The organism is Pseudomonas sp. HMSC066A08 (assembly GCF_001813025.1).
GTDB classification, from domain to species: domain Bacteria; phylum Pseudomonadota; class Gammaproteobacteria; order Pseudomonadales; family Pseudomonadaceae; genus Pseudomonas; species Pseudomonas aeruginosa.
In genome coordinates, this window is sequence record NZ_KV811290.1 from 279,375 (window position 1) to 304,779 (window position 25,405).

Genomic DNA, 25,405 nt, shown 5'->3' on the forward strand with positions numbered 1-25,405 from the left:
GGAGATGCCGCGATGCTGAACCTTGCCGAATACCGCCAGCGGCCCGCGCTGCTCGCCGACTGGCTGCCCTGGGCCGGACTGGTGGCGCCGGGTGTCGTCTTGAACAAGGACGGCAGTTTCCAGCGCACGGTCCGCTTTCGCGGCCCCGACTTGGACAGCGCCACGCAGGGCGAATTGATCGCCACCTCTGCGCGGCTCAACAACGCACTGCGCCGGCTGGGTTCGGGCTGGGCGCTGTTCATCGAGGCCGAGCGCCGGCCGGCAGCGGATTACCCGCACTCCGAATTTCCCGAGCCGCTGTCCTGGCTGGTCGATGAAGAACGCCGCGCCGCCTTCGAGGAGTCAGGCCATCACTTCGAGAGCGGCTATCACCTGACGCTGGCCTATCTGCCGCCCGAGGAATCGCGCGCCCGCGCGGCCAAGCTGCTCTACGAGAACGCGCCCGGCGACGGCGTGGACTGGCGTGGCCGGCTCGATGCCTTCTTGGCAGAAACGGATCGCGTGTTCGACCTGCTCGACGGCGTGATGCCGGAGATCGCCTGGCTGGACGACAGCCAGACGCTGACCTACTTGCACGCGACCGTCTCGACGCGGCGCTACCGCATCGGCGTTCCCGAGGTGCCGTTCTACCTCGACGCGCTGCTGGCCGATTCCGCCCTGGTCGGTGGTCTTGCGCCTACCTTGGGCGACCAACACCTGCGCGTGGTGTCGGTGCGTGGCTTTCCGACCTCGACCTGGCCGGGCCTGCTGGATGACCTCAACCGCCTCGGCTTTGGCTACCGTTGGAGCACGCGCTTTCTCTGCATGGACAAAGCCGAAGCGGAAAAGGAACTCGGCCGTCTGCGCCGCCAGTGGTTTGCAAAGCGGAAGAACGTCGTCGCGCTGCTGCGCGAAACGATCTTCCAGCAGGAAAGCCCACTGGTGGATACCGACGCGAGCAACAAGGCCGCCGACGCCGATGCCGCCTTGCAGGAATTGGGCAGCGATCAGGTCGCGTTCGGCTACCTCACCGCCACGGTGACGGTGCTCGATGCCGACGCGGCCGTGGCCGACGAAAAGCTGCGCATGGTGGAGCGCGTCATCCAGGGCCGGGGTTTCGTGACCATCCCCGAAACGCTCAACGCCGTCGATGCGTGGCTGTCGTCCATTCCTGGCAACGCTTACGCCAACGTGCGCCAGCCCATCGTCTCCACGCTGAACCTGGCGCACATGATGCCCTTGTCGGCGGTGTGGGCCGGTCCCGAGAAGAACGACCACCTCGACGGCCCGCCGCTGATCGTCACGCGCACCGATGGCGCCACGCCTTTTCGGTTGGTCACGCACATCGGCGATGTGGGGCATATGCTGGTCGCCGGCCCGACGGGCATGGGCAAGTCGGTCTTTCTGGCGATGCTGGCCTTGCAGTTCCGCCGCTATTTCGGCTCGCGGATTTTCGCGTTCGACATGGGCCGTTCGATGCGCGCCACCATCCAGGGCCTGGGCGGCGAGCACTACGACCTCGGCGCCGATGGCGGCATCGCGTTCCAGCCGCTCGCCCGCATCGACCGGGAAGGCTACCGCTCCTGGGCCGCCGAATGGGTGGAAGGCCGCCTGCTGCATGAAGGCGTGACCGTCGGCCCGGATGAGAAAGCGGCCATCTGGTCGGCGCTGGGCAGCCTTGCCGGCGCGCCGCTGGAACAGCGCACGATGACCGGCCTTTCCGTGCTGCTGCAATCGAACGCGCTGCGCCAGGCACTCGCGCCTTATGCCCTGGGCGGCGCGCACGGCAAGCTGCTGGATGCCGACCATGACCGCCTGGGCATGGCCGACGTGCAGGGCTTCGAGATGGAAGAACTGATGCACAGCCCGGCCGCCGTGCAAGCAGTGCTGCGTTACCTGTTCGCCCGCTTCGACGAGCGTTTCGATGGCGCGGCCACGCTGCTGATTCTCGATGAAGCGTGGCTGTTCCTCGATGAGCCGTCCTTTGCCGCCCGCATCCGGCAATGGCTCAAGACGCTGCGCAAAAAGGAGGTCAGCGTCATCTTCGCCACGCAGTCGCTGGCCGACATAAAGGACTCGACCATCGCGCCCGCGATCATCGAGAGCTGCGCGAGCAGAATTTTCTTACCTAATCCGCAGGCCACCGAGCCACAGATTCGCACGATCTACGAGGGCTTCGGCCTCAACAGCCGGCAAATCGAAATCGTCGCCACCGCACAGCCCAAGCGCGATTACTACTACCAATCGCGCTTAGGCAATCGCCTGTTCGACCTCGACCTGGGGCCGGCTGCGCTGGCGTTTGCCGCCGCTTCTACACCGCAAGACCAACGCGACATAGATCGCGTGCTGATGCAGGCCGGCGCCCCCGGCTTCACCGGCGCGTGGCTGCGCCATCGCGGCCTTGATTGGGCGGCGGACCTGCTGCCCGAGTTCCCCGGCCTCGCGCCGGCTTCCGCTTCCTTCCTTTCTCACCCACTGGAGAACCTGCGATGAAAGTTCATACCCCCAAACTCGCCGCACTGGCCGTTGCCTGCACGCTGGCCTTCGGAGCTGTGCAGCCCGCGCATGCGCTTTTCGGTGTTGGCGACATCGTGCTCGACCCAACCAACCTGGTGCAGAACACGCTGACCGCCATTCGCACCCTGGAACAGATCAACAACCAGATCCAGCAGCTTCAGAACGAGGCGCAGATGCTGATGAACCAGGCGCGCAACCTTGCCAGCCTGCCGTCCAGCGTGGTCAACCGTCTGCGCACCAACCTGGCGACGACGCAGCGGCTGATCGACGAAGCCAGGGGACTGGCCTACGACGTGGCGAACGTGGATCGGGAATTCGCCCGTCTGTACCCGGAGCAGTACGCCGCCACCGTGAGCGGAAATCAGATGTACGAGGACGCCCAAGCGCGCTGGAAAAACACGCTCAACGGCTTGCAGACCACCATGCGGATGCAGGCCCAGGTGTCGCAGAACCTGGGCGAAGACGAAAGCGTGCTGGCCGACCTTGTGAGCAAGAGCCAGTCGGCCGAAGGGGCGCTCCAAGCGATGCAGGCGATGAACCAGTTGCTGGCCTTGCAGGCCAAGCAGTCGATCCAATCGCAGCGGCTCCAGATCACCCAGGACCGGGCGACCTCGTTGGAGCTGGCGCGGCAGGCGGCGGCTACCGAGCGCGCCCGCGAGGTGCGGCGGCGCTTCCTCGGCACGGGCACGGCCTACACGCCGCAGCGCGTGGACTTCTATTCCAACTGACGGGAGACGGCCATGCGATGCGTCCTTGCCCTCTCGGTTTCGTTGCTGGCTGTGCTGCTGACCGCATGCGGCCAGCAGCCAGCCGGGGACCTGGCCGATACGTTGAGTGCCGACCCCGTGCGGCTCAAGGCACTGCGCGCGCAATGTGCGGCGGATCGGCAGGCCGCAGGCGAGGACGCCTGCCGCGCTGCCGCCGAAGCGTTCCGACGGCGTTTCTTCGCCGGCCAGGCCGGGCCGGACGAGTACCAGACGCTGGCCGATCTGCCGCCGATTCCGCCGAGCTTCGATGAACCCATCGGGGAGGACGCGCCGTGAATGACGTAACCATCATCGACCGCTTCCTCGACACGTTCTCGCGCTACATCGACTCCGGTTTCGGTCTGCTGCAAAGCGAAGTCGCGTTCCTGACCGCCACGCTCATCGTCATCGACATGACCATCGCCGGTTTGTATTGGGCGATGAGCCACGCCACCGGGCAGGGCGAGGACGTGATCGCCAAGCTGCTGCACAAGGTGCTCTACGTCGGCGCCTTCGCTTACATCATCAACAACTTCAATCTGCTGGCCGGCATCGTGTTTCGATCGTTCGCCGGGCTGGGCATCACGGCCACCGGCTCGGCCATCACGATGGAGAACTTCCTGCAACCGGGGCGGCTGGCGAAGACCGGCATCGACGCGGGTGCGCCGATTCTGGAGCAGATCGGGGACATGGCCGGGTTCCCCGAGGTGTTCGTGAACCTCGACCCCATCGTGGTGATGTTCATTGCCTGGCTGGTCGTGGTGCTTTGCTTCTTCGTGCTGGCGATCCAGCTTTTCATCACGCTCATCGAGTTCAAGCTGACCACGCTCGCCGGCTTCGTGCTTGTGCCGTTCGCACTCTGGAACAAGACGAGCTTCCTGGCGGAAAAGGTGCTCGGCAACGTGGTGTCGTCGGGCATCAAGGTCTTGGTGCTGGCCGTCATCGTCGGCATTGGTTCGGGCCTGTTCGCGGAGTTCCAGGTTCATCCCGATGAACCCTCCATCGACCATGCGCTGGTCATCATGCTTGCGTCGCTATCGCTACTGGCTTTGGGAATATTCGGGCCGGGTATCGCCACGGGGCTGATCTCCGGCGGCCCGCAGCTTGGAGCCGGTGCGATGGCCGGCGCGGCGCTGGGCGCCGCCGGTACGGCTGTCGCCATCGGCGCCGCAGCGACCGGCGTAGGCGGTGCTGTGGCGGCCGGCGCTCGCATGGCACCGGCCGCCGCCAAGCTGGCCGGCAGCGGTGCGCGTGCCGCCACGTCGGCAGCCGGCAGCGCACGATCGGCGTTCCAGGCCGGGTCCGCCGCCGCAGGTGGCGGCGCCAAGGGCGCGATGGCTGGCTTGGGCAACGTCGCCAAGACTGGCGCACAAGCCGCCGGCCGCAGCGCGGCATCCCGCACGTCCGCCTTCGCTCAGAAGATGACCGGCCCATTCCGCGCCGGATGGAACGGCACGGCTACAGAAGGCGGGACCGCTTCCGGCGGCGGTGCTGCGGCAAGAGCCGCTGCATCCGGGCATGGCGATGCCGGCGAAGCCGCCGGCGGTTCCGCCAATGCGCAGAAGCAAGAACAACCCGCCTGGGCCAAGCGCCTGCACCGCCGCCAGCAGATCACCCATGCCGCGACCACCGCTGCACACACGCTGCGCGGTGGCGACGGTGGCGGCTCCGCGCAAGGCCCCAGCCTGCGCGATTCCGATTCATAAGGAGAAACGACCATGCGATTCAAGCGACCGCAGGTGCGCTATGCCGACACGCCGCAGCCTGCCACCCCCTATCAAGCCGCAGGCCAGGTGTGGGACGACCGTATCGGTTCGTCCCGTGCTCAAACGAAGAACTGGCGCCTTATGGCCTTCGGCTGTCTCGGACTGGCACTGCTGCTGGCGGGCGACCGCATCTGGCATTCCACGCAGTCGCTGGTGACGCCCTACGTCGTGGAAATCGAGCGAGGTGGTCCTGTTCGCGTCGTGAGCGAGGCCACCACGCCGTATCGGCCGTCCGACGCGCAGACCGCCTATCACATCGCGCATTTCATCACGCTGGTTCGCTCGCTCTCCATTGACCCCATCGTGGTGCGACAGAACTGGCTCGATGCCTACGACTACACCACCGACAAGGGCGCGGCCGTGCTCAACGACTATGCCCGCACCAATGACCCGTTCGCCCGCATCGGCCGCGAGTCGGTGACGGTGCAGATCACCAGCGTCGTGCGCGCAAGCGACACGTCTTTCAACGTGCGCTGGACGGAACGCCGCTACGTCAATGGCGCGGCCGCCGGGCTGGAGCGATGGACGGCCGTGGTGTCCGTCGTCCTGCAAACCCCACGCACCGAAGAACGCCTGCGCCGCAACCCGCTGGGCATCTACGTCAATGGCCTGTCGTGGAGCCGCGAGCTGGATTCTTCCGAAGGAGCCAAACCATGAACCTGCCTTTCCGCTTTTACGTTTTGCCGATGGTGCTGCTGGCCCTGTCGGGCTGCGCCACGCAGGGCAAGCCGCCGCCCGTGATTTCGCTGGATGAGCCGGTGCAAGCCCAGCCGCTGCCCGAACCGCCCAAGCCGGTGGAAGTCGTCGCCATTCCCGAGCCGCTGGCGCTGCCGGCGCAGTTGAAGCCGCTGCCGGAGGTGGACGAAGCCAAGCCCGCGCCGGAACCGGCCGACGAAACCATGCGCGTTTCCCGCGCGAACGCCGAGGCACGCATCGCACCCACGCGCGAGGGCTACGTCAATGCGATTCAGGTCTGGCCGTACACCGATGGCGCCCTCTATCAAGTCTATGCCGCGCCGGGGCGCGTCACCGTGGTGTCGCTCCAGCCGGGCGAGGAACTGGTGACGGTTGCTGCTGGCGATACCGTGCGCTGGATCGTCGGTGACACATCCAGCGGCAGCGGAGACGAGCTGCGCGTCAACGTGCTGGTCAAGCCCATCCGCTCCAGCCTCAAGACAAATCTTGTCATCACCACCAATCGCCGGACATATCTGCTCGAACTGACCTCGACGGAAAAAGCGTGGATGGCCTCGGTATCCTGGGACTATCCGAAAGACCGCATGCTGGCGTTGCAGCGCCAGGCACAGGCGGCGCAGGCGACCGCGCCGGTGGATACCGGCCTGTCGCTGGAACGCATCCGCTTCCGCTACGCGATCAGCGGCAGCAATCCGCCTTGGAAGCCGCTACGCGCCTTCGACGACGGCGAAAAAGTCTATATCCAGTTCCCGCCGGGCATTGCGCAAGGCGAGCTACCGCCCTTGTTCGTGATCGGCGCGCAAGGCGACGGGCAACTGGTGAACTACCGTTTCCGCCCCCCTTATTACATCGTCGATCGGCTGTTCGGTGCGGCTGAACTGCGCCTGGGCGGGGACGGGGGTGACATGGTGCGCATCGAGCGCACGGATGGCACGCGGGGGAACTGACCATGAGCCAGGATGAAACCCCGGATGTGCCCATTCCCGACGCTGCGCCGAAGGTCGCGCCGGAGAATGTGGCGCTGCGGGCGCAGCCGCGCCCGGTGACGCGCCTCAATCGGCGCACGTTGGCACTCATGACAGGCGGCCTCGGCATCGCCGTGCTGGGCGCCACACTTTGGTCGTTGCAGCCGGCGCATCGGCGCGGAGCCAACGAGCCGGCCGAGCTATACAACGTAGATCGCGTCTCGCGTTCCGAAGGACTCGACCAGCTCCCGGCCGACTACTCGAAGCTGCCACCGGCCTTGCCGCCGGAAGTGCCCGAGTTAGGGCCGCCATTGCCGGGCGATCTTGGGCCAGCCATCGTGAGGTCGCAGCAGCCGGCGGTGGCCAGCTACGCGCCGCCCGGCCAAGACCCGGCGGCGGCCGAGCGCGACGCGCGGCGCAAGGAGGCCGAAGCCGCGGCGGGTTCCTCGGTGTTCTTCCGCACCAGCACGCAGAATGCGGCGCCGGTGGCGCAGTCGCAGGTCGCCGCTGCGCCGAGCTTCACCGCCAATGCGGCCTTCGACCCGCTGGCGGCCGGGCCAGCCTCGACGGCGGCCCAGCCTGCCGATCCGACCGCCGTACAGAACCGGCAAGACCAGAAAGAGGCATTCCTGAAAGGCGCCTCCACGGAAACCCGCAATTCCGGCAACCTGACGCTTCCGGCATCGCCCTATCAGGTGATGGCCGGGACAGTCATCGCCGGGGCACTGGTGACGGGCATCAAGTCGGACTTGCCGGGCGATGTGATTGCCACTGTGACGGAGCCGATCTATGACACGGCCACCGGGCGCTTCCTGCTGATCCCGCAGGGTTCGCGCATCCTCGGCCGCTACAACAGCCAGGTCAGCTACGGGCAGAGCCGCGTTCAAGTCGTCTGGAACCGGATCATCCTGCCCGACACGTCTTCGCTCACGCTCGACAACCTGGCCGGCACTGATCCGGCCGGCTACGCCGGCCTGGAGGATGGCGTCGATTGGCATTGGGATCGCATCTTTGCCGGCGCGGCGCTGACCACGCTGCTGGGCGTCGGTGCCGAGCTGGCCGCGCCGGAGAACCGGCAGGACGGCGATCGCGTCATCATCGCCGGCCGCGACAGCTTGCAGGACAGCGTGAACCAGGTCGGCCAGGAGATGACCCGGCGCAACCTCAACATCCAGCCCACCTTGACCGAGCGGCCGGGCCTGCCGGTTCGCATCATCGTCAACCGGGATCTGGTGCTGCGCCCCTACCAACCGCTGTTCTTCAACCGAGGGACTTCACGATGAGCATGACCAAGAAGCTGCGGCTTGGACCGCTGCCGAAGACCGAGAACGTCAAGCTGACCTTTCCCTGCCCGGCCAGCCTGAAAGCCGACCTCGACCGCTACGCCGCGCTGCACGCGCAGGCGTATGGCGAAGCGGTCGATGCGGTCACGCTGATTCCGCACATGCTGGAGGCATTCATGGCGGGGGATCGGGGGTTCAGGAAGGGAACGACAGTCAAACCCGCGCCACCGAAACAACCATAACGAAACCGTGCATCGACCTGACAAAGCGCAGCCCACAGGCTGCGCTTTTGCTTTGGGAGGCAGATTGAGGCAGTTCGGGGGCTATGATAAAAATGCGACGGTGCCCGCTGCGACGCTCCTACGCTTGTCACCGCGAAGCGCCTATGCAGCACCTAGCGCGAAAAGCAGCAGGGGCGCGCGACGGCCGAAATCTAGCCAAACCCGTTGTCCCATAAGACCTTTCGCACCGCTGCATGTCCGCATCAATGGCTTGACAGCGGACATTTTTTAATGCGTGGACGAAGGGCCGAAATAGCAGGCAGGGTTCGGAAGCGATGCATGCCCCTCTCGCGACGCGGAGGGGCGGCGGGGAGGGTCAGGCGGCCTTCGGTTCCGGTTCGAACTGGTCGCGGTACTGCTCGATGAGGTGCAGGTTATTGTGCTGCCAGGGGTGGAAGTCCTTCTTGTAGAAGTCCAGGTAGACGCCCACCAGCGAGCGGAACACGCCGTCCTTGCCCCACAGCCACTTGATGCCGTCGCGCCAGACCTTGAAGTTCCACAGCAGGCCGTCGCGCTTGAGCATGTGGACCAGGCCCTTGGTGGTGTCGAGGGCGAAGAAGAAGGTGCCCTGGACCATCGCCCGGCGGCGCAGCCTGGCCTTGCCGTTGACCAGCATGAATACGTCGTAGGCCACCGCCTTGTGCTCGGTTTCCTCCAGTGCGTGCCAACGCCACAGGCGGGCCATGGTCGGGTCGGCGCCTTCCAGCCACCTGGGGTTGCTCAGCAGGCCGTCGGCCATGATCGCGGTGAGGTGCTCCAGGGCCGCGGTGGCCGCCAGTTGCCGCGACGGGTGCAGTTTCTGCTGGGCGAAGCGGATGCGCCGCTTGGCGCCGCCTTCCAGGCGGTCGATGTCGTAGCCGAGGGCGCGCAGGCGGTCGCTGTAGACCAGGTGCTCGCGGCTGTGGTGGCCTTCCTGGCCGATGAAGCCACGGATCTGCTGCTTCAGGGCCGGGTCCTCGACCCGTTCGCGGTAGTGGCGCACGGAGTCGATGAAGAAGCGCTCGCCATCGGGGAACAGCACCGACATGGCGTTGAACATGTGGGTCTTGAAAGCGTCGCCGCTGTGCCAGTGGCGCGGCATCGGATCGGGCAGGTCGAAGTCCAGATGACGCGGGCGGATCTCCAGACCTTCGGGGGTGGTGCTGGCCATAGCGGCTCCCTGTGATGGTGAAGGACCATGGGATCGACTATCGCTTGCGGGGGGTAGCCTCACAAGGTTATCTTCTGCCAACTTTCCGGTCATATCCGGCCAGCGGTCAGAACAATAAACAGCCATGAAACAACCGCTCAATTTCACCGCCGAACTGGTGCCGGTGGCCTATGCCGAGGCACTCCTCGATCTCGTCGCGGAGTACGGCGTGTCCCGCCAGGCGCTGTTCGACGCCGCTCGGGTACGTCCCGAGGTGCTGGACAGCCCGAACGGCCGCCTGTCCTTCCTCGACTTCAACCAGCTCACCTACAGCGCCCAGGCCCTGTGCGGCGAGCCGGCGCTGGGGCTGGTGCTCGGCCAGCGCCTGAACGTCTCCGCCCACGGCATCCTCGGCTACGCGGTGCTGTCCAGCGCGAACCTGGGCAAGGCCATCCAGTTCGCCCTCAAGTACTACCGGGTGCTCGGCCTGGCCTACGAACTGGAACTGGTGCTCGATGACGGCCGCGCCGAGTTGCGCGCGGTGGAGTCGATGCCGCTGGGCGCCGCCTCGGTGTTCGCCGCCGAGGGCCTGATGGCGACGCTGTATTCCATCGCCTGCTTCCTGGTCGGCGAGCCGTTGCAGGACGTGCGGGTCGGCTTCGCCTATCCGCCGCCGGCCCATGCCCGGCGCTACGCCGAGGTGTTCGGGGTGGCCGCGGAGTTCGAGCAGCCCTGGCACTGGCTGAGCATGCCCAGCGAGTACCTGGAACGACCGATGGCGCTGGCCAACCCGGCCACGGTGCAGATGTGCGAGCAGCAGTGCGAGGCGCTGCTGGCCACCCTGGACGTCCAGGAAGGCCTGCTGACCCGCGTGCGCCGCCTGCTGCTGGCGCGTCCCGGCGACTTTCCCGATCTCGAACAGGCCGCCCGCGAACTGCACACCAGCGGGCGCAGCCTGCGCCGGCACCTGTCGTCGTTGGGCACCACCTACCAGCAGGTCCTCGACGATGTGCGCAAGCGCCTGGCCCTGCAATACCTGACCACCACCCAGCTACCGCTGTACGAGATCGCCCTGTTGCTCGGCTTCAACGACTCGTCGAACTTCCGCCGGGCGTTCCGCAAGTGGACCGGCAAGCTGCCCAGCGACTACCGCGAAGCGCCCTGAGCCGACGCCGGTGGTCCTCGGCAGCGGATGGATGTGCCATGCTTGGCGTTTCATAGAAATCCATGGCGCGCTTGCCGCGCCGACCGTGATCGGAGTCTTGCATGTCGACATCCCCCGCGCTGATCCGCGAAACCTTTCCCGTCGGGCCTTTGCAGTGCAACTGCACCATCATTGGCGATCCGCTGACCAGGAAGGCCATCGTCGTCGATCCGGGCGGCGACCACGAACTCATCCTGCAGCGCCTCGACCGCCTCGGCCTGCAGGTGGTCAGCATCATCCATACCCACGCGCACCTGGATCACTTCCTCGCCTCCGGCGAGATGAAGAAGCGCACCGGCGCCAGCCTGCACCTGCACAAGGACGACCAGTTCCTCTGGGACAACCTGGAGATGCAGTGCCAGCTGTTCGGCGTGCCCTACACGCCGGTGCCGGCGCCGGACCGCTGGCTGGCCGACGACGAGGAGCTGGCCTGCGGTTGCGGAGTGGCACTGCACACGCCGGGGCATACGCCGGGCTCGATGAGTTTCTGGTTCCCCCGGGCGAAGCTGCTGATCGCCGGCGACACCCTGTTCCGCCGTGGCATCGGCCGCACCGACCTGTGGGGCGGCGACTCGGCGGCGATCCAGCGTTCGATCAGGCAGCGCCTGTACAGCCTCGACGAGGACGCCACGGTGGTCGCCGGCCATGGCCCGGACACCACGCTGGGCGAAGAGATGCGCGAGAACCCCTTCGTCAGGGGCTGAAAAGGATTTTTCCGAGCATCGGGAATTTTGCCACTTGGCTATGCTCTAAGATATCGGCCGCCCCTCACGCAGGGGCGTTTCAGTACCTCGAGGAGTAGTTTTCCCATGTTCACCTCCCGTTGCCTGCCTCTGGCCGCAGCCGTCACCGCACTGGCGCTGCTTGCCGGTTGTGCCAACAACAACCCCTACGACACGCAAAGCCAAAGCCAGGGTGGCATGAGCAAGACGGCCAAGTACGGCGGACTGGGTGCGCTGGCCGGCGCCGTCGCCGGCGCCGCGATCGACCACAACAACCGTGGCAAGGGCGCGCTGATCGGCGCTGCCGTTGCCGGCGCCGCCGCCGCGGGTTATGGCTACTACGCCGACAAGCAGGAAGCCGAGCTGCGTCGGCAGATGGAAGGCACCGGCGTGGAAGTGCAGCGCCAGGGTGACGACATCAAGCTGATCATGCCGGGCAACATCACCTTCGCCACCGATTCGGCGAACATCGCCCCGAGCTTCTACGCGCCGCTGAACAACCTGGCGAACTCGTTCAAGCAGTACAACCAGAACACCATCGAGATCGTCGGCTACACCGACAGCACCGGCAGCCGCCAGCACAACATGGACCTGTCCCAGCGTCGTGCGCAGAGCGTGGCGGGCTACCTGACCGCCCAGGGCGTCGACGGCACCCGCCTGAGCACCCGCGGCATGGGCCCGGACCAACCGATCGCGAGCAACTCCACTGCCGACGGTCGCGCGCAGAACCGGCGCGTCGAGGTCAACCTGCGACCGGTTCCGGGCGCCCAGGGCCCGGCGCAGACCCAGCCGCAGTACTGATCGCGGCCTGGACGAAAGAGCCCGCCATTCGGCGGGCTTTTTCATGGGGTGCTGTCGGCGCTCTTCGTCCTACGCCTTGGCGTTACCGGGAAACTCGCGGTGCAGGCTGTCGAGCAACTGGTCCTTGCGCTCCCACAGCTGGTTGACCCATTGCTGGAACTCCGCGCGGTAGCCGGCGTCCTGGTCGTAGCTCTTGCCGACGAACTGGCGCGGGATGTCCAGTTCCTCGAAGCGCACCACGACGTCCTTCAGGCGTCCGGAAAGCAGGCACCAGAAGGTCGGGCTGCCGTCCGGGTAGTGGATGGTCACGTTGACCAGGGTCTTCAATTGCTCGCCCATGGCGTCGAGGACGAAGGCGATGCCGCCGGCCTTGGGCTTGAGCAGGTGGCGGAACGGCGACTGCTGCTCGTCGTGCTTGGCGCGGGTGAAACGGGTGCCTTCGAGGAAGTTGAACACCGCTACCGGGATGCGGCTGAACTTGGCGCAGGCCTTGCGCGTGGTCGCCAGGTCCTGGCCTTTCTTCTCCGGGTGCCTGGCCAGGTAGGCCTTGCTGTAGCGCTTCATGAAGGGGAAATCGAGGGCCCACCAGCACAGGCCGATGATCGGGACCCAGATCAGTTCCTGCTTGAGGAAGAAGCGCAGCAGCGGGATGCGTCGGTTCAACTGGTATTGCAGGACGAGGATGTCGACCCAGCTCTGGTGGTTGCTGGTGACCAGGTAGGAGTGTTGGTACTCCAGGCCCTCCAGGCCCTGGACGTTCCAGCGGGTGCGCTGGACCAGGTTCATCCAGCCCTTGTTGCAGGCGATCCAGCCTTCGGCGATCAGGCTCATGATCTTGCTGCACAGGCGCTGGGCGGCGGCGAACGGCAGGAGCAGCTTGACCAGGGTCATGCCGAACAGCAGGCAGGCCCAGCACAGGGTGCTGGACACCAGCAGCAGGCCGGCCAGGGAGCCGCGCAGGAAATGGGGTAGAAACGACAGCATCAAGGAGTCCTTGTACGTAGGCGCCCGGCCAGGGCCGGGCGCGTGGAGCGGGGCGTGGTCCCGCCGTTCACATGGCACATCCTCGTGCCTGGCCGAAGCCAGTGCCGCCCATTGGGCGGCGTTCCTTCAGGCCGGGGCCTGGGCGTCCGCCTGGATGGCGGTGAGGGCGATGGTGTAGACGATGTCTTCCACCAGCGCGCCGCGCGACAGGTCGTTCACCGGTTTGCGCAGGCCTTGCAGCATCGGCCCGACGCTGACGCAATCGGCGCTGCGCTGCACCGCCTTGTAGGTGGTGTTGCCGGTGTTCAGGTCGGGGAAGATGAACACCGTGGCCTGCCCGGCCACCGGGCTGTTCGGCGCCTTCTGGCGGCCGACGCTGGCGATGGCGGCGGCATCATACTGCAAGGGTCCGTCGATCAACAGGTCGGGTCGCTGCTCGCGCGCCAGGCGGGTGGCTTCGCGAACCTTGTCGACATCGACCCCGGAACCGGAGTCGCCGGTGGAATAGCTGATCATCGCGACCCGTGCCGGGATGCCGAAAGCCTGCGCCGACGCGGCACTCTGCACGGCGATCTCGGCCAGGTCACTGGCCGAAGGATCGGGATTCACCGCGCAATCGCCGTAGACCAGCACCTGGTCCGGTAACAACATGAAAAACACTGACGACACCAGGTTGTAGCCGGGCGCGGTCTTGATCAGTTGCAGCGCCGGGCGGATGGTGCTGGCAGTGGTGTGGATGGCGCCGGAGACCAGGCCGTCGACCTCGTCCAGGGCAAGCATCATGGTCGCCAGGACCACGCTGTCCTCCAGTTGCTGCTCCGCCATCGGCGCGTTCAACCCCTTGCCCTTGCGCAGTTCGACCATCGGTTCGACGTAGCGCTGCCGCACCAGGTCCGGGTCGATGATCTCCAGGCCTTCCGGTAGCACGATGCCCTGGGCCTGGGCCACCGCCTGGACCTCTTCCGGCTTGGCCAGCAGCACGCAGCGGGCGATGCCGCGCGCCTGGCAGATCGCCGCCGCCTGTACGGTGCGCGGCTCGCTGCCCTCGGGCAGGACGATGCGCTTGCCGGCCTTCTGCGCGCGTTGCACCACCTGGTAGCGGAACGCCGGCGGCGACAGGCGCAGTTCGCGCGGCGTGCCGCAGCGCTGCTTGAGCCATTCGAAATCGATGTGCCCGGCGACGAACTCGGTGACCCGCTCGGCGCGCTCGCGGTCGTCCACCGGGATTTCCTTGTTCATCCGGTTCAGGTTGGTCGCGGTGTCGTAGGAGCCGGTGGCCACCGACAGCACCGGCAGGCCGCCCTGCAGGGCGCCGCGGCAGAGTTCCATGATCCGCGGGTCGGGCGGGAAGTCGCTGCACAGCAGCAGGCCGGCCAAGGGTACGCCGTTCATCGCGGCCAGGCTGGCGGCGAGGATGATGTCGTCGCGGTCGCCAGGGGTCACCACCAGTACGCCGGGCTTGAGCAGTTGCACGGTGTTGGGCACGGCGCGGGCGCATAGCACGATCTTCTGCACCCGGCGCTGTTCGTAGTCGCCGGCGTTGATCACCCGTGCGCTGAGCAGGTCGGCGATGTCGCGGGTGCGCGCGGCGTTGAGTTCGTCCTGCCAGGGAATGCAGCCGATCAGGCGGAAGTCGTCGCGCAGCAGCGGCGAGTGCTCGGTGAGGCGCCGGGCGAAGTCCGCCACGCCGTCCTCGGCGCTGGCCGCGTCGGCCTCGCCGCGGACCTTGTTGAGGATCACCCCGAGCACCTTCGGATCGCGCGGGCCGCCGAACAGCTGGGCCTGGATCTCGATACGGTCGGTCAGTTCGGTGAGCGTCTCGTTTTCCGGCGCGGAGACCAGGATCACCTCGGCGTCGAGGCTCTTCGCCAGGTGGAAGTTGACCCGCGCGGCGTAGCTGGCGTGACGGGTCGGCACCATGCCTTCGACGATCACCACGTCCTTGTCGGCGGCGGCGCGCTGGTAGAGGCTGATGATCTCTTCGAGCAGTTCGTCCAGTTGGCCGTCGCCGAGCATCCGCTCGACCTGGGCCAGCGGCAGCGGCTTCGGCGTATCCAGGCCGTGGGTGCGCGCCACCAGTTCGCTGGAGCGCTCCGGGCCGAGGTCGCCGGGATGCAGCTGGGCGATGGGTTTGAAGAAGCCGACCTTCAGCCCGGCGCGTTCCAGGGCGCGAAGCAGGCCGAGGCTGATCGAAGTGAGGCCGACGCCGAAACCGGTCGGGGCGATGAAGAAGGTATGCATCTGGGCTCCTTAAGCCGTGCGTTTGGCCTCACCGCCTGGTCGGGCGGGGGCGTCGATCCAGTTCAGTCGAGCAGGGCCAGCGTGTCGAGGGCGATCTGCCGCTCTTCGTTGGTCGGGATCACCAGTACCCGCGGATGCCCCGCGGCCTGGATCGGCCCGGCGACGCCGCGCACGCAGCGGGCGTTGGCCTCCTGGTCGAGGCGCAGGTCGAACAGCCGCAGGTGGGCGGCGGTCTTGGCGCGCACCAGCGGCGAGTTCTCGCCGATGCCACCGGTGAAGATCACCCCGTCCAGTTGCGGCAGGGCGCAGCTCATCGCCGCCAGGGACTTGGCCAGGCGGTAGCAGAACACCTCGATCGCCAGGGCCGCGCCGGGGTGGCCCTGCTCGCGCTCCTGCTCCAGGGTACGCATGTCGTTGGACAGGTCGGAGAGGCCGAGCAGGCCGCTTTCGTTGTTCAGCATCGAGTCGATGCGCTCCAGGCTCCAGCCCAGGGTCCGCGCCAGGTGGCTGTGCAGGTTGGGGTCGACGTCGCCGCTGCGGGTGCCCATCACCAGGCCTTCCAGCGGGGTCAGGCCCATGCTGGTGTCGAGGCTCTGGCCGTTGACGATGGCGCAGGTCGAGCTGCCGTTGCCGAGGTGGGCGCTGAGCCAACTGCTGTCGCCGACCGCCAGCCCGGCCATTTCCGCGGCGCGGTGGCTGACGTAGCGGTGGCTGGTGCCGTGGAAGCCGTAGCGGCGCACGCCATGCTCGCGGTAGAGGGCTTCCGGCAGGGCGTAGCGGTAGGCGTGTTCCGGCAGGCTCTGGTGGAAGGCGGTGTCGAACACGGCGACGTGGGGCAGCTTGGGAAACAGCGTCATCGCCGCCTCGATGCCTTGCAGGTTGGCCGGATTGTGCAGGGGCGCCAGTGGCGCGGTGGCCCGGATCGCCTCGACCACCCGGTCGTCGATGCGCGTGGCATGGGTGAACAGCTCGCCGCCATGCACCACCCGGTGGCCGATGCCGTGGAGCTTGCCGCCCGCGGCGTTCTGCACCATCGGCAGCAACTGGGCGAGGGCGGCGCGGTGGTCGGCGTTGGGAATCATCAGGCTGTCGCTGTCGCCGCCGCGCTTCCAGCGCAGCACCGCATCGCGGCTGCCCAGGCGCTCGGCGAGACCGTGCAGGGGAAACAGGGAGTGGGCCTCGTTGACCAGGGCGAACTTGATCGACGAACTGCCGCAGTTGATCACCAGTATGTTGCGTGAGGGCATCACTGCTCCTTGGTCTGCTCTTCTTCTTCCCGGGCACACCAGCCGCAGCGAAATTCGCGGCCGAGCTGTCTGTGCCGCTCGTTTTCGTCAAGGACCCAGGCGCGCGATTGCCAGGGCGGTTGGTGGCGCAGGTGTTGAGTATGGCCACAGGACAAGACTGCCACCCAATGGCCTTCCTCGTCCTGATGAAAATCAATCACCCGCGACGGCGCTCGCGCGCCCCGTTCATCAGGGGCGCGGTCGCTTTCGGGGCTATTGATGCGTACACTTACGCATTCATCTTCTTTATCGAAAAGGTTTCGAACCATGCAGATCGCGGCCAACAAGGCGGTTTCCATCGACTATACCCTGACCAACGACGCCGGGGATGTCATCGACAGTTCCGCTGGTGGCGCGCCGCTGGTCTACCTGCACGGTGCCGGCAACATCATCGTCGGCCTGGAGAAGGCCCTGGAAGGCAAGAACGTCGGTGACGAACTGAGCGTCGCCATCGAGCCGGAAGACGCCTATGGCGAATACAGCGCCGAACTGGTCGCGACCCTGACCCGCGAGATGTTCGAAGGCGTCGACGAACTGGAAGTCGGCATGCAGTTCCACGCCTCGGCTCCGGACGGCGGCATGCAGATCGTCACCATCCGCGACATCGACGGCGACGACGTGACCGTCGACGGCAACCATCCGCTGGCCGGCCAGCGCCTGAACTTCAAGGTCAAGGTAGTCGACGTGCGCGAGGCCAACGCCGAGGAAATCGCCCACGGCCACATCCATGGCGAAGGCGGTCACCACCACTGATCGGCGTTCATTCGCCGATTGATGGCCTGGGCCGTCCGCCGGCGGAACTGCTAAGCTGGTATAGCGAAAGGCGCCTGTGGGCGCCTTTCGCGTCATGCGCCATGCCTGGGCTCTTTACCCCGTCCCTGGGGATGCGCCGCAGCCAGGGTTCTTGCCTGGTGCGGGGCTTGGCACGTTGTGTCGCTGAATGCGCAAGGAGTACGTCATGAGTGCCTTTCACGATCTCACCCTGCAGGGGTTGGATGGACAGGACCTGCCGCTTTCCCCGTTCAAGGGCAAGGTGCTGCTGGTGGTCAATGTCGCCTCCAAATGCGGCCTGACACCCCAGTACGCCGGCCTGGAGAATCTCTACCAGACCTACCGCGAGCGCGGTTTCGCGGTGCTCGGCGTGCCCTGCAACCAGTTCGCCGGGCAGGAGCCGGGCAGCGAGGCGGATATCCAGTCCTTCTGCAGCCTGAACTATGGCGTCAGCTTCCCGATGAGCGCCAAGGTCGAGGTCAACGGCAGCGCGCGGCATCCGCTCTATCGCCTGCTGGCGGGCGAGGGCGCGGAGTTTCCCGGCGACATCACCTGGAACTTCGAGAAATTCCTGCTCGGTCCCGACGGTCGCGTGCTGGCGCGTTTCAGCCCGCGCACGGCGCCGGACGACCCGGCCCTGGTGCAAGCCATCGAGAAGGCCCTGGGTTGATCTCCCGCGGGACGCGTTCGCGTCCCGCCGCTTCCTTTCCTGTCTTGCGCCGCTTCATGACGCAACGCGATAAGCCTCTGCCTGTAACGCTTGATCACCGCCGTTGATAATGCTGGGCGGACGAGACGACCGGTCATATTCTCTCGTTCCATGACTAGCAACCGACTCGACAAGCGCGAACTGATCCTGGCCAAGGGCTCCGAGGTCATGACCCGACGTGGCTACCACGGCACCGGGGTGCTGGAGATCGTCCAGGCCGCGCGCATCCCCAAGGGCTCTTTCTATCACTACTTCGATAGCAAGGAAGCTTTCGCCCAGCAGGCCCTGGAGCACGTCTACGCGCCGCGCCTGGCGCGCTACGCCCAGGCCCTCGGCGATAGCCGCTTCAGCCCGCGCGAGCGGGTGCTGCGCTACTACGGCGAGCTGCTGGAGCACTTCGCCCGCCAGGAAAAGCCCGAATACCACTGCTTCATCGGCAGCCTGAGCTTCGAGATGGCCGAGCTGTCGCCGCCGATCGCGGCCAAGGTCGAGTCGATCCTGCAGGCTTCCGCGCGAATCCTCCAGGACTGTCTGGAGCAGGCGCGCGAGGCCGGCGAACTGGCCGCCGACGAGGACTGCGCGAGCCTGGCCGGCTTCATCGGCTTCGCCTGGCAGGGCGCCCTGGCGCGCTTCAAGGTCGGCGCCGGCCTCGCTCCGCTGAATGCTTTCATGTCGCGCCTGGAGCTGCTGCTCCGCGCCTGATACCTGCCCGAACCTCCCATTCCCCCTCAGGAGTCCGTCCATGAGTGCCCCCGTAGAAGCCCTGTTCCAACCGTTCCGCCTCGGCGCCCTGGAACTGCCCACCCGTGTGGTGATGGCACCGATGACCCGCAACTTTTCCCCCGGCGGCGTACCCAACGCCAAGGTCGTCGAGTACTACCGCCGGCGCGCCGCCGCCGGCGTCGGCCTGATCGTCAGCGAAGGCACAACGGTCGGCCACAAGGCCGCCAACGGCTATCCGAACGTGCCGCGCTTCTATGGCGAGGACGCCCTGGCCGGCTGGAAGCAGGTGGTCGACGCGGTGCATGCCGAGGGCGGGCGCATCGTTCCGCAGCTCTGGCACGTCGGCAGCGTTCGGCGCCTGGGCGTGGAGCCGGACGCCAGCGTGCCCGGCTACGGCCCGATGGAGAAGGCCAAGGACGGCAAGGTGCTGGTCCACGGCATGAGCAAGGCCGACATCCAGGACGTCATCGCCGCCTTCGCCCAGGCCGCCCGCGACGCCCAGGCGATCGGCATGGACGGGGTGGAGATCCACGGCGCCCACGGCTACCTGATCGACCAGTTCTTCTGGGAAGGCAGCAACCAGCGGGACGACGAGTACGGCGGCAGCCTGGCCAATCGCTCGCGCTTCGCCGTCGAGCTGGTGCGGGCGGTGCGCGCGGCGGTCGGCGCGGATTTCCCGATCATCTTCCGCTTCTCCCAATGGAAGCAGCAGGACTATTCCGCGCGCCTGGTGGAAACCCCGGAGGGCCTGCGCGAGTTCCTCGCGCCGCTGGTGGAGGCCGGCGTCGATATCTTCCACTGCTCGACCCGCCGCTTCTGGATTCCCGAGTTCGAAGGCTCGGAACTCAACCTGGCCGGCTGGACCCGCGAGCTGACCGGGAAGCCGACCATTACCGTGGGTAACGTCGGCCTGGACGGCAGCGAGTTCCTGCAATTCTTCGGCAAAACCGACGAGGTGGCGCAGCCGGCGAGCATCGACGGCCTGGTGGAGCGCCTGGACAAGGGCGAGTTCGACCTGGTCGCGGTGGGCCGCGCGCTGCTGGTGGATCCGGAATGGGCGGTGAAGGTCCGCGAGGGGCGTATCGGCGACATCAAGCCGTTCAGCCGCGAGGCCCTGGCCAGCCTGGTCTGAGGCCGCGTCCGCGGCGCACCGGCCCGGCGCCGCGCCGGCAAGGAGATCCCACCCCTCGGGGTGGGATTTTTCATGCCCGTGATTTTTCCGAAAACCCGCCGTGCGGCCGGCTGACTTCAAAGTCCGAAACGGGCATTGTATGACCGCCAACACAACAATAGGCCGAGAAACGGCCAGAGGAGCGAATCCATGCGTATCGGCCTAGTGGTCGACGCGACCTGCGACCTGCCGCCCGAATTCCTCGCCGCCCACGGCATCCGCGTGATGCCGATCGGGATCCGCCTGGGCGAGCAGCGGCTCATCGATCGACGCGACCCCGACACCACCCTGAGCTTCTACCGCGACCACCTGCCCAAAGTCGGCAGCAAGGACGGCAGCCAGCCGCTCTCCGCCGCCGAGTTGCAGCAATGGTTCCTCGACGAACTGGTGACCGACTTCGACTACGTGGTCTGCCTCACCGTCGACAGCCTGCGCAGCCCGATCTTCGAGCACGCCACCCAGGCTTCCTTCGGCCTGCTCCAGCATTACCACGAGCGCCGCCACGAGGCCGGCATCGCCGGTCCCTTCACCCTACGCGTGCTCGACAGCCACTCGGTGTTCGCCGGCATCGCCTGCCTGGCGGCCGAGGGCACGCGCCTGCTGGCGCAGGGCAGCCACCCCAACGCGCTGCGCACGCGCCTCGAACAGCTCAGCCAGCAGACCTGCACCTACCTGGTCGCCGACGACCTGGGCCACTTGCGCCGGCGCGGCTTCCAGAAAGGCGATCGCAGCGGTTTCGTCGACCGGGTCAAGGGCGCGGCGCTGGGGTTGGGCTCGCTGCTCGACGTCAAGCCGGTGTTCAGCCTGGCCGATGGCGAGGACAAACCGGTGACGCTCTCGCCGAGCTTCGAGAAGTCGGCGGAGAAGCTGTTCGGCTATGCCCTGGCGCGGGTACAGGCGGGTGAGTTGCTGGCACCGCAACTGGCTCTCAGCTATGCCGGCGATCCGACCGCGCTGCGCGATCTGCCGGGCTTCGCCGCGCTGGAGAACGCCTGCCGCGAGCGCGACATCCACTTGCACCTGGGCATGCTCAGCCCTACCGGCGGTATCAACCTGGGCGCCGGGGCCATGAGCCTGGGCTTCATCGCCACGCCGAAAGCCTTTGCCTGAGACCTACTCGCGGCTGCGTGGCAAGGCTCCGCCGTCCTCTGCCGGCGGCCGCTCGGGCTTCGACCGAGCGGGCTGGACCAGCGGACTGGCGCAGGCGTCCTCCAGGTAGTTCTGGAAGTGCTCGACAATACTGTCCCAACCTTGCCGGCTGGCGTGTTGGCGGGCGTTGAGACGGACCCGGCGCAGGCGTTCCTGGTCGTCCAGCAGCCAACTGGCGACTTCGACGAAGCCGCTCTTGTCGCCCGGCGCGGCGAGCACGCCGTTGTGCCCATGGCGGATGTGCTGGCCGGCGGCGGCCTGGTCGAAGGCGACCACCGCGAGGCCGGCGGCCTGGGCTTCGAGGACCACGTTGCCGAAGGTCTCCGACAGGCTTGGGAAGAGGAACAGGTCGCCCGAGGCGTAGTGGGCGGCCAGGGTTTCGCCGCGCTGGACGCCGCAGAACAGCGCTTCGGGGAGGTCGCGTTCGAGGTGCTTGCGCTCCGGCCCGTCGCCCACCAGTACCAGGCGCAGCTTCAGTTGCGGATGGGCGGCGCAGAGCGCGCGGAAGGTGCCGCCGAGCAGGCCGAGGTTCTTCTCCGCCGCCAGCCGGCCGACGTGCAGCACGGCGATGTCCTGTTCGCCCAGGCCCCAGCGCCGGCGTAGTTCGGGATCGCGCCGGGAGGGATGGAAGAGTTGGCTGTCGACCCCGCGGGAAAGCAGGTTGAGACGTTCGAAACCGCGCCGCTGCAATTCCATGCGCTGGCTGCCGCTGGGCACCAGGGTCATCTGCGTGCGGTTGTGGAACCAGCGCAGGTAGCCGGTGACCAGCCGGGTCAGCGGACCGAAGCCGTAGTGCTCGCTGTACTGCTGGAAGTTGGTGTGGAAGCCGCTGACCGCCGGGATGCCCAGGCGCCGCGCGGCGCGCAGGGCAGAGAAGCCGAGCGGGCCTTCGGTGGCGATGTAGAGCACGTCCGGGCGCTGGCGCTTCCAGCAGCGCAGCAGCTTGTGCAGGCTCGACATGCCCCATTGCAGGCCGGGGTAGCCGGGCAACGGCCAGCCGCGGGTGAGCACCAGCTCGGCGTCGCTGCGCCGGCCGTCGTCGCCGGGCTGGCGTGGGCGCACCACCTGGACCCGATGGCCAAGCTGCTGGAGGCCGGCATGCAGGCGACCCAGGGTATTGGCGACGCCGTTGACTTCCGGCGGGTAGGTTTCGCTGATCAGGGCGATGCTTAGAGGTCTGCTCATGACGTCAGTGTCGACCGACGCCGTGTAGCGGATGTGAAGTTTTGGTGACGCTTGCGTGACGGCGCCCCTGTCGGGGCGCCGTGGATTTCAGCGTTGCAGCAGGCGCGGGTTTTCCTCACCGAAGATCTGCTTGCGCAGGGCCTTGAGGCGTTCGTCGATGGCGGCGTGACGCTGCTCCTCGCCGTCGACGCTGGCGAGCACCTCGGCGATCACCTTGTCCGACTCTTGTGCGTATTCGCGCAGTTGCTCTTCCTCGCCAGGCGTCGGCGCTTGCTGCTGGACGGAGGCGTTGTCCTTGAGCGCCATCCAGATCTCGAAGTCGAGCGCCTCGCGGCGCCTGGCATCGGCCTCCACATAGGGCGTCAGACGCTGGATCTCCTCGAAGGTCTGGCGCGGATCGGCGCCGACCGCCACCTCGCGCTTGAGCTGTTCGATCAGGCCTTCGGCGGCCTGCTTGCGTTCGATCTCGGACATCTGCCCGGCGTTGCGGCCGAACTCGCCGAGTTGCTGTTCCAGGTTGTCGGGAGCGGTGGCTGTATTCATCTCGGGGGCTCGGGAAGGAATGGAAGGTTTTGCCGCCGGCGTGGCCTGCGGGGGAGACGCGAAGGGCGCGACGGGCGCCGGCTCCGATGGGTAAAACAACAGGACGGCGCCGATGGCCGTGCCGCAGAGCACCAGGGCCAGCAAGGTCCAGGTCAGGGTAGGTCTCATGCGATGGAGTCCTCGCTTCAGGTCGCTGCGATGTCGAGCAATGGATCGCTCCTGCTCGGCTTGCCGGTCTCGACGTGTCCGGCCAGGCGGCGGAGATAGTTGGCTTCCGTATTGCTGGCGGTCACGCTGAGGTCGTACCAGCCCTGGCTGCTGCGTAACAGCCACACTTCACTGATCGCCTGGTTCGGTTCGAGTTCATAGCGACGGCTGCCTTCCCGGGTATAGGCCGGGTTGGGCGTCACCGTCACGCTGCACGGCAGGCGGCCGAGATTGCGGATGTTCAACTGCAGGTTGCCGTTGCGTTGATAGGTGACCGATACCTCGGGCCGCGCCATCTGCGCGGCGAGATGCAGGTTGCCGTGGAACTCGCGGAAGAAGCCGTTGGGGCCGTGCACTTCGAAGGCGTAGCGGCCGTTGGCGTCGAGCAGGTCGTCGAGTTCGTCGTTGAGAGTCCGGCCCAGTTCCTCTCCGCTTTCCTGGACCACCGGATAGCTGGTCACGGTATAGAAGCGCGGATTGCCGACTTCCCGCGGCTGCACCTGGAATACCGCAGCGGAGTGTCCCTGCGGATTGCCCGGCAGGTTCATGCCGTCGTTGCCCAGGGTCAGGCGCAGCCTGCCGGCGGCGATGTCGAGGGCCAGCGTGGCGTGCAACTGGTAGGGCACCGCGAGGGTAGGGCGCTGGCCCTTTTCCTGGCCGGGCAGGCTCTTGGGCTCGTAGGACCAGTACTTGGGGCTGGGCCGGTAGAACTGCTGCCAGTAGGCGTCCTCCTTGCGCGCGTCGCTCTGCGGGACGTTGGTCAGGTCGGGGGCGACCTGGGTATCGCCTGCGCCCTGGAAGTCGAACAGCGAAGTCAGGTCGCCGCAGACGGCACGCCGCCAGGGCGAGATGTTTTCCTCGACGACGCCGAAGCGGCGTTCGAGGAAGCGCAGCACCGAGGTATGGTCGAACACTTCGGCGCTGACCTTGCCGCCCTTCGACCAGGGCGAGATGGCGATCAGCGGGACGCGGTGGCCGAGCCCGATGGGCAGTCCGCTGGATGCCTCGATCTCGCCGGCGGTGCTGACCGTGGAAAGGCCGACGCCGTCCTTCCACGGCGGCACCGGGGCGCTGGCGTGGTCATAGAAGCCGTCGCCCTCGTCGTAGTTGAGGATGAACACGGTCCTGGCCCAGACCTCGGGGTTGCTGGTCAGCGCGTCGAGCACCCGGGTCACGTAGTACTCGCCGAACGAGGGACCCCACCAGGGATGCTCGCAGTAGCAGTAGGGCGCGACGATCCACGACACCTGCGGCAGCGTGTTCTCCTGCACATCCTTGCGCAACTGGTCGACGCCGCGGGCGAGCATGGCGCGCTGCCAGAGGTCCGAATCGCGCGGGGCGTTCTTGAAGTTCCTGAACCAGGCGAGGGCGTTGCAGTCATAGTTGTTCTGCTCCTGGAGCCGGTATTTCCAGTAGGCGTCGACGTACAGGTACCAGAGCGACGAGGAGCGGTAGCCGCCTTCCTGGTAGACCCGCCAGTCCACGCCAGCGGCGCTTAGCCGCTCGGGATAGGTGGTCCAGTCCACCGTGCCGCTGGCGCCGATGGTGCCGTCGCCCATGTCGTTGCCGATGTGTACGTCCTTGCCGTCGCCGCTGGGGGCGGCGCGTCCGCTCATGTGGTAGAGGCGGTTCGGATTGGTCGGGCCCATCATCGACTGGTGGTAGGCCTCGCACAGGGTGAAGGCGTCGGCCAGGGCGTAGTAGTAGGGAATGTCGCCGCGCTTGAAGTAGCCCATGGCTTCGGGGTACTGCACCGCCATCCACTTGTCGTTGCGGCCCTGGTTCCAGATCGCGTGGAAGGCCGACCATTCATGGTTCTGCGAACTCACCCACTGGGCGCTGGTGACCTTGGTATCCCAGTGATAGGGGGAGAACTCGTACTTGTAGTTCTGGTACCAGACCGGCTTGCCGTCCTGGCGCTTGAGCGCGCGAGGGTCGTTGAAGCCGCGGACGCCGTTGAGGTGGCCGAAGTAGTGATCGAAGCTGCGGTTCTCCTGCATCAGGATGACCACGTGCTGGACGTCCTGGATGGTTCCGGTGCGGATGTCCGGCTCGATGGCCAGGGCGCGCCGAAGGGTCTCCGGGAACAGCCCGGAAAGGCCGGCCAGGGTAGCGGCCTGGGCGCCGTGCTTGAGAAAGGTTCGACGGCGGAATTTCCAGTTTTCGGTCATCGTTTTATTTCCCGGGTGGTTTTTTGATTTCCATCAATCTGCGTACTTCTTGTTTCGAGATGATTAATCGTCTTCGCTGTTTTTCCGGCAGGGAATACAGCGAGCCGATGGTTTCATGGCAATAATTTTCTGGTTGATTCCGAAAGCGACTTCGATATGACCTTGAGCGACAACTT

The 25,405-nt window shown here is 66.6% G+C and carries 24 protein-coding genes; 16 read left to right on the forward strand and 8 right to left on the reverse strand.

Annotated elements, in window-relative coordinates:
- The first annotated feature begins 12 nt into the window (after nucleotides 1-12).
- From trbE to HMPREF2886_RS10580, 8 genes are read left to right on the forward strand one after another with little or no spacing between them, the layout of a single operon-like run.
- A complete protein-coding gene (gene trbE / locus HMPREF2886_RS10545; protein WP_070747311.1) occupies nucleotides 13-2,472 on the forward strand; it encodes a conjugal transfer protein TrbE in 2,460 nt (819 codons plus the stop codon).
- Complete coding sequence (gene trbJ / locus HMPREF2886_RS10550; protein WP_070747313.1) at nucleotides 2,469-3,224, forward strand: P-type conjugative transfer protein TrbJ; 756 nt, start codon at nucleotides 2,469-2,471, stop codon at nucleotides 3,222-3,224. Before trbE ends, trbJ begins: the two co-directional genes overlap by 4 nt.
- 12 nt (nucleotides 3,225-3,236) lie before the next feature.
- Complete coding sequence (locus HMPREF2886_RS10555) at nucleotides 3,237-3,539, forward strand: hypothetical protein (protein ID WP_070747316.1); 303 nt, start codon at nucleotides 3,237-3,239, stop codon at nucleotides 3,537-3,539.
- Nucleotides 3,536-4,948 (forward strand): P-type conjugative transfer protein TrbL, encoded by a 1,413-nt coding sequence (trbL, locus tag HMPREF2886_RS10560; RefSeq protein ID WP_070747318.1) that lies wholly within the window; start codon nucleotides 3,536-3,538, stop codon nucleotides 4,946-4,948. The genes HMPREF2886_RS10555 and trbL overlap by 4 nt, the downstream gene beginning before the upstream one ends.
- Nucleotides 4,949-4,960: 12 nt before the next feature.
- Nucleotides 4,961-5,665 (forward strand): conjugal transfer protein TrbF, encoded by a 705-nt coding sequence (trbF, locus tag HMPREF2886_RS10565; RefSeq protein WP_070747321.1) that lies wholly within the window; start codon nucleotides 4,961-4,963, stop codon nucleotides 5,663-5,665.
- Nucleotides 5,662-6,651, forward strand: coding sequence for a P-type conjugative transfer protein TrbG (gene trbG, locus HMPREF2886_RS10570; RefSeq protein ID WP_070747322.1), 990 nt, complete (start codon nucleotides 5,662-5,664; stop codon nucleotides 6,649-6,651). Before trbF ends, trbG begins: the two co-directional genes overlap by 4 nt.
- A 2-nt stretch (nucleotides 6,652-6,653) precedes the next feature.
- Complete coding sequence (locus HMPREF2886_RS10575; RefSeq protein ID WP_070747323.1) at nucleotides 6,654-7,952, forward strand: TraB/TrbI/VirB10 family type IV secretion system protein; 1,299 nt, start codon at nucleotides 6,654-6,656, stop codon at nucleotides 7,950-7,952.
- Nucleotides 7,949-8,194 (forward strand): DUF2274 domain-containing protein, encoded by a 246-nt coding sequence (locus tag HMPREF2886_RS10580; protein ID WP_070747324.1) that lies wholly within the window; start codon nucleotides 7,949-7,951, stop codon nucleotides 8,192-8,194. Before HMPREF2886_RS10575 ends, HMPREF2886_RS10580 begins: the two co-directional genes overlap by 4 nt.
- Nucleotides 8,195-8,549: 355 nt before the next feature.
- On the opposite strand, the gene HMPREF2886_RS10585 is transcribed toward HMPREF2886_RS10580, so the two are convergent.
- A complete protein-coding gene (locus HMPREF2886_RS10585) occupies nucleotides 8,550-9,383 on the reverse strand; it encodes a metal-dependent hydrolase (RefSeq protein ID WP_003109433.1) in 834 nt (277 codons plus the stop codon).
- Between the two features lie 124 nt (nucleotides 9,384-9,507).
- On the opposite strand from HMPREF2886_RS10585, the gene oruR reads away from it, so the two are divergent.
- The 3 genes from oruR (at nucleotide 9,508) to HMPREF2886_RS10600 (ending at nucleotide 12,089) form a co-directional block, all read left to right on the forward strand.
- Nucleotides 9,508-10,527, forward strand: coding sequence for an ornithine utilization transcriptional regulator OruR (gene oruR / locus HMPREF2886_RS10590; RefSeq protein WP_003114220.1), 1,020 nt, complete (start codon nucleotides 9,508-9,510; stop codon nucleotides 10,525-10,527).
- Nucleotides 10,528-10,628: 101 nt separating this feature from the next.
- Nucleotides 10,629-11,270, forward strand: a complete 642-nt coding sequence (locus tag HMPREF2886_RS10595) for an MBL fold metallo-hydrolase (protein WP_003085806.1) — start codon at nucleotides 10,629-10,631, stop codon at nucleotides 11,268-11,270.
- A gap of 105 nt (nucleotides 11,271-11,375) precedes the next feature.
- On the forward strand, nucleotides 11,376-12,089 hold the full coding sequence (locus HMPREF2886_RS10600) for a YiaD family glycine zipper/OmpA-like lipoprotein (protein ID WP_003085808.1): 714 nt from the start codon (nucleotides 11,376-11,378) through the stop codon (nucleotides 12,087-12,089).
- A gap of 69 nt (nucleotides 12,090-12,158) precedes the next feature.
- Here the strand turns inward: HMPREF2886_RS10600 and HMPREF2886_RS10605 are convergent, their stop codons facing one another.
- From HMPREF2886_RS10605 to HMPREF2886_RS33175, 4 genes are all read right to left on the reverse strand, one after another.
- Nucleotides 12,159-13,073, reverse strand: coding sequence for an acyltransferase (locus tag HMPREF2886_RS10605; RefSeq protein WP_033973554.1), 915 nt, complete (start codon nucleotides 13,071-13,073; stop codon nucleotides 12,159-12,161).
- Between the two features lie 126 nt (nucleotides 13,074-13,199).
- Complete coding sequence (gene pta, locus HMPREF2886_RS10610) at nucleotides 13,200-15,314, reverse strand: phosphate acetyltransferase (protein ID WP_024918299.1); 2,115 nt, start codon at nucleotides 15,312-15,314, stop codon at nucleotides 13,200-13,202.
- Between the two features lie 62 nt (nucleotides 15,315-15,376).
- Nucleotides 15,377-16,561 (reverse strand): acetate kinase, encoded by a 1,185-nt coding sequence (locus HMPREF2886_RS10615; RefSeq protein ID WP_003085814.1) that lies wholly within the window; start codon nucleotides 16,559-16,561, stop codon nucleotides 15,377-15,379.
- Complete coding sequence (locus HMPREF2886_RS33175) at nucleotides 16,561-16,899, reverse strand: DUF3565 domain-containing protein (protein WP_003109430.1); 339 nt, start codon at nucleotides 16,897-16,899, stop codon at nucleotides 16,561-16,563. Before HMPREF2886_RS33175 ends, HMPREF2886_RS10615 begins: the two co-directional genes overlap by 1 nt.
- Here HMPREF2886_RS33175 and HMPREF2886_RS10620 point away from each other — a divergent pair.
- The 5 genes from HMPREF2886_RS10620 to HMPREF2886_RS10640 all read left to right on the forward strand — a co-directional run bounded on the left by HMPREF2886_RS10620 (nucleotide 16,868) and on the right by HMPREF2886_RS10640 (nucleotide 21,084).
- Nucleotides 16,868-17,353 carry an FKBP-type peptidyl-prolyl cis-trans isomerase gene (locus HMPREF2886_RS10620; RefSeq protein ID WP_003085816.1) on the forward strand — a complete coding sequence of 162 codons (486 nt, stop codon included), beginning with the start codon at nucleotides 16,868-16,870 and terminating at the stop codon, nucleotides 17,351-17,353. The two genes, HMPREF2886_RS33175 and HMPREF2886_RS10620, sit on opposite strands and share 32 nt — an antisense overlap.
- A gap of 205 nt (nucleotides 17,354-17,558) precedes the next feature.
- Nucleotides 17,559-18,041 (forward strand): glutathione peroxidase, encoded by a 483-nt coding sequence (locus HMPREF2886_RS10625; protein WP_003109429.1) that lies wholly within the window; start codon nucleotides 17,559-17,561, stop codon nucleotides 18,039-18,041.
- A 150-nt stretch (nucleotides 18,042-18,191) separates the two neighbouring features.
- The gene (locus HMPREF2886_RS10630; protein WP_003116488.1) at nucleotides 18,192-18,782 is read left to right on the forward strand and encodes a TetR/AcrR family transcriptional regulator; all 591 of its coding nucleotides are present in this window, start codon (nucleotides 18,192-18,194) and stop codon (nucleotides 18,780-18,782) included.
- A gap of 40 nt (nucleotides 18,783-18,822) precedes the next feature.
- Entirely contained in the window at nucleotides 18,823-19,935 is a 1,113-nt protein-coding gene (locus HMPREF2886_RS10635) for an NADH:flavin oxidoreductase (RefSeq protein ID WP_003120762.1), read from the forward strand.
- A gap of 189 nt (nucleotides 19,936-20,124) precedes the next feature.
- Nucleotides 20,125-21,084, forward strand: a complete 960-nt coding sequence (locus HMPREF2886_RS10640) for a DegV family protein (protein ID WP_070747328.1) — start codon at nucleotides 20,125-20,127, stop codon at nucleotides 21,082-21,084.
- A 3-nt stretch (nucleotides 21,085-21,087) separates the two neighbouring features.
- Here the strand turns inward: HMPREF2886_RS10640 and HMPREF2886_RS10645 are convergent, their stop codons facing one another.
- The 3 genes from HMPREF2886_RS10645 to HMPREF2886_RS10655 all read right to left on the reverse strand — a co-directional run bounded on the left by HMPREF2886_RS10645 (nucleotide 21,088) and on the right by HMPREF2886_RS10655 (nucleotide 25,229).
- Entirely contained in the window at nucleotides 21,088-22,308 is a 1,221-nt protein-coding gene (locus HMPREF2886_RS10645) for a glycosyltransferase family 4 protein (RefSeq protein WP_003085828.1), read from the reverse strand.
- Nucleotides 22,309-22,395: 87 nt separating this feature from the next.
- The gene (plcR, locus tag HMPREF2886_RS10650; protein WP_039027268.1) at nucleotides 22,396-23,019 is read right to left on the reverse strand and encodes a phospholipase C accessory protein PlcR; all 624 of its coding nucleotides are present in this window, start codon (nucleotides 23,017-23,019) and stop codon (nucleotides 22,396-22,398) included.
- Nucleotides 23,020-23,036: 17 nt separating this feature from the next.
- Nucleotides 23,037-25,229: a phosphocholine-specific phospholipase C gene (locus HMPREF2886_RS10655; protein WP_070747330.1), complete on the reverse strand. Its 2,193-nt coding sequence runs from the start codon at nucleotides 25,227-25,229 to the stop codon at nucleotides 23,037-23,039.
- Between the last annotated feature and the right edge of the window lie 176 nt (nucleotides 25,230-25,405).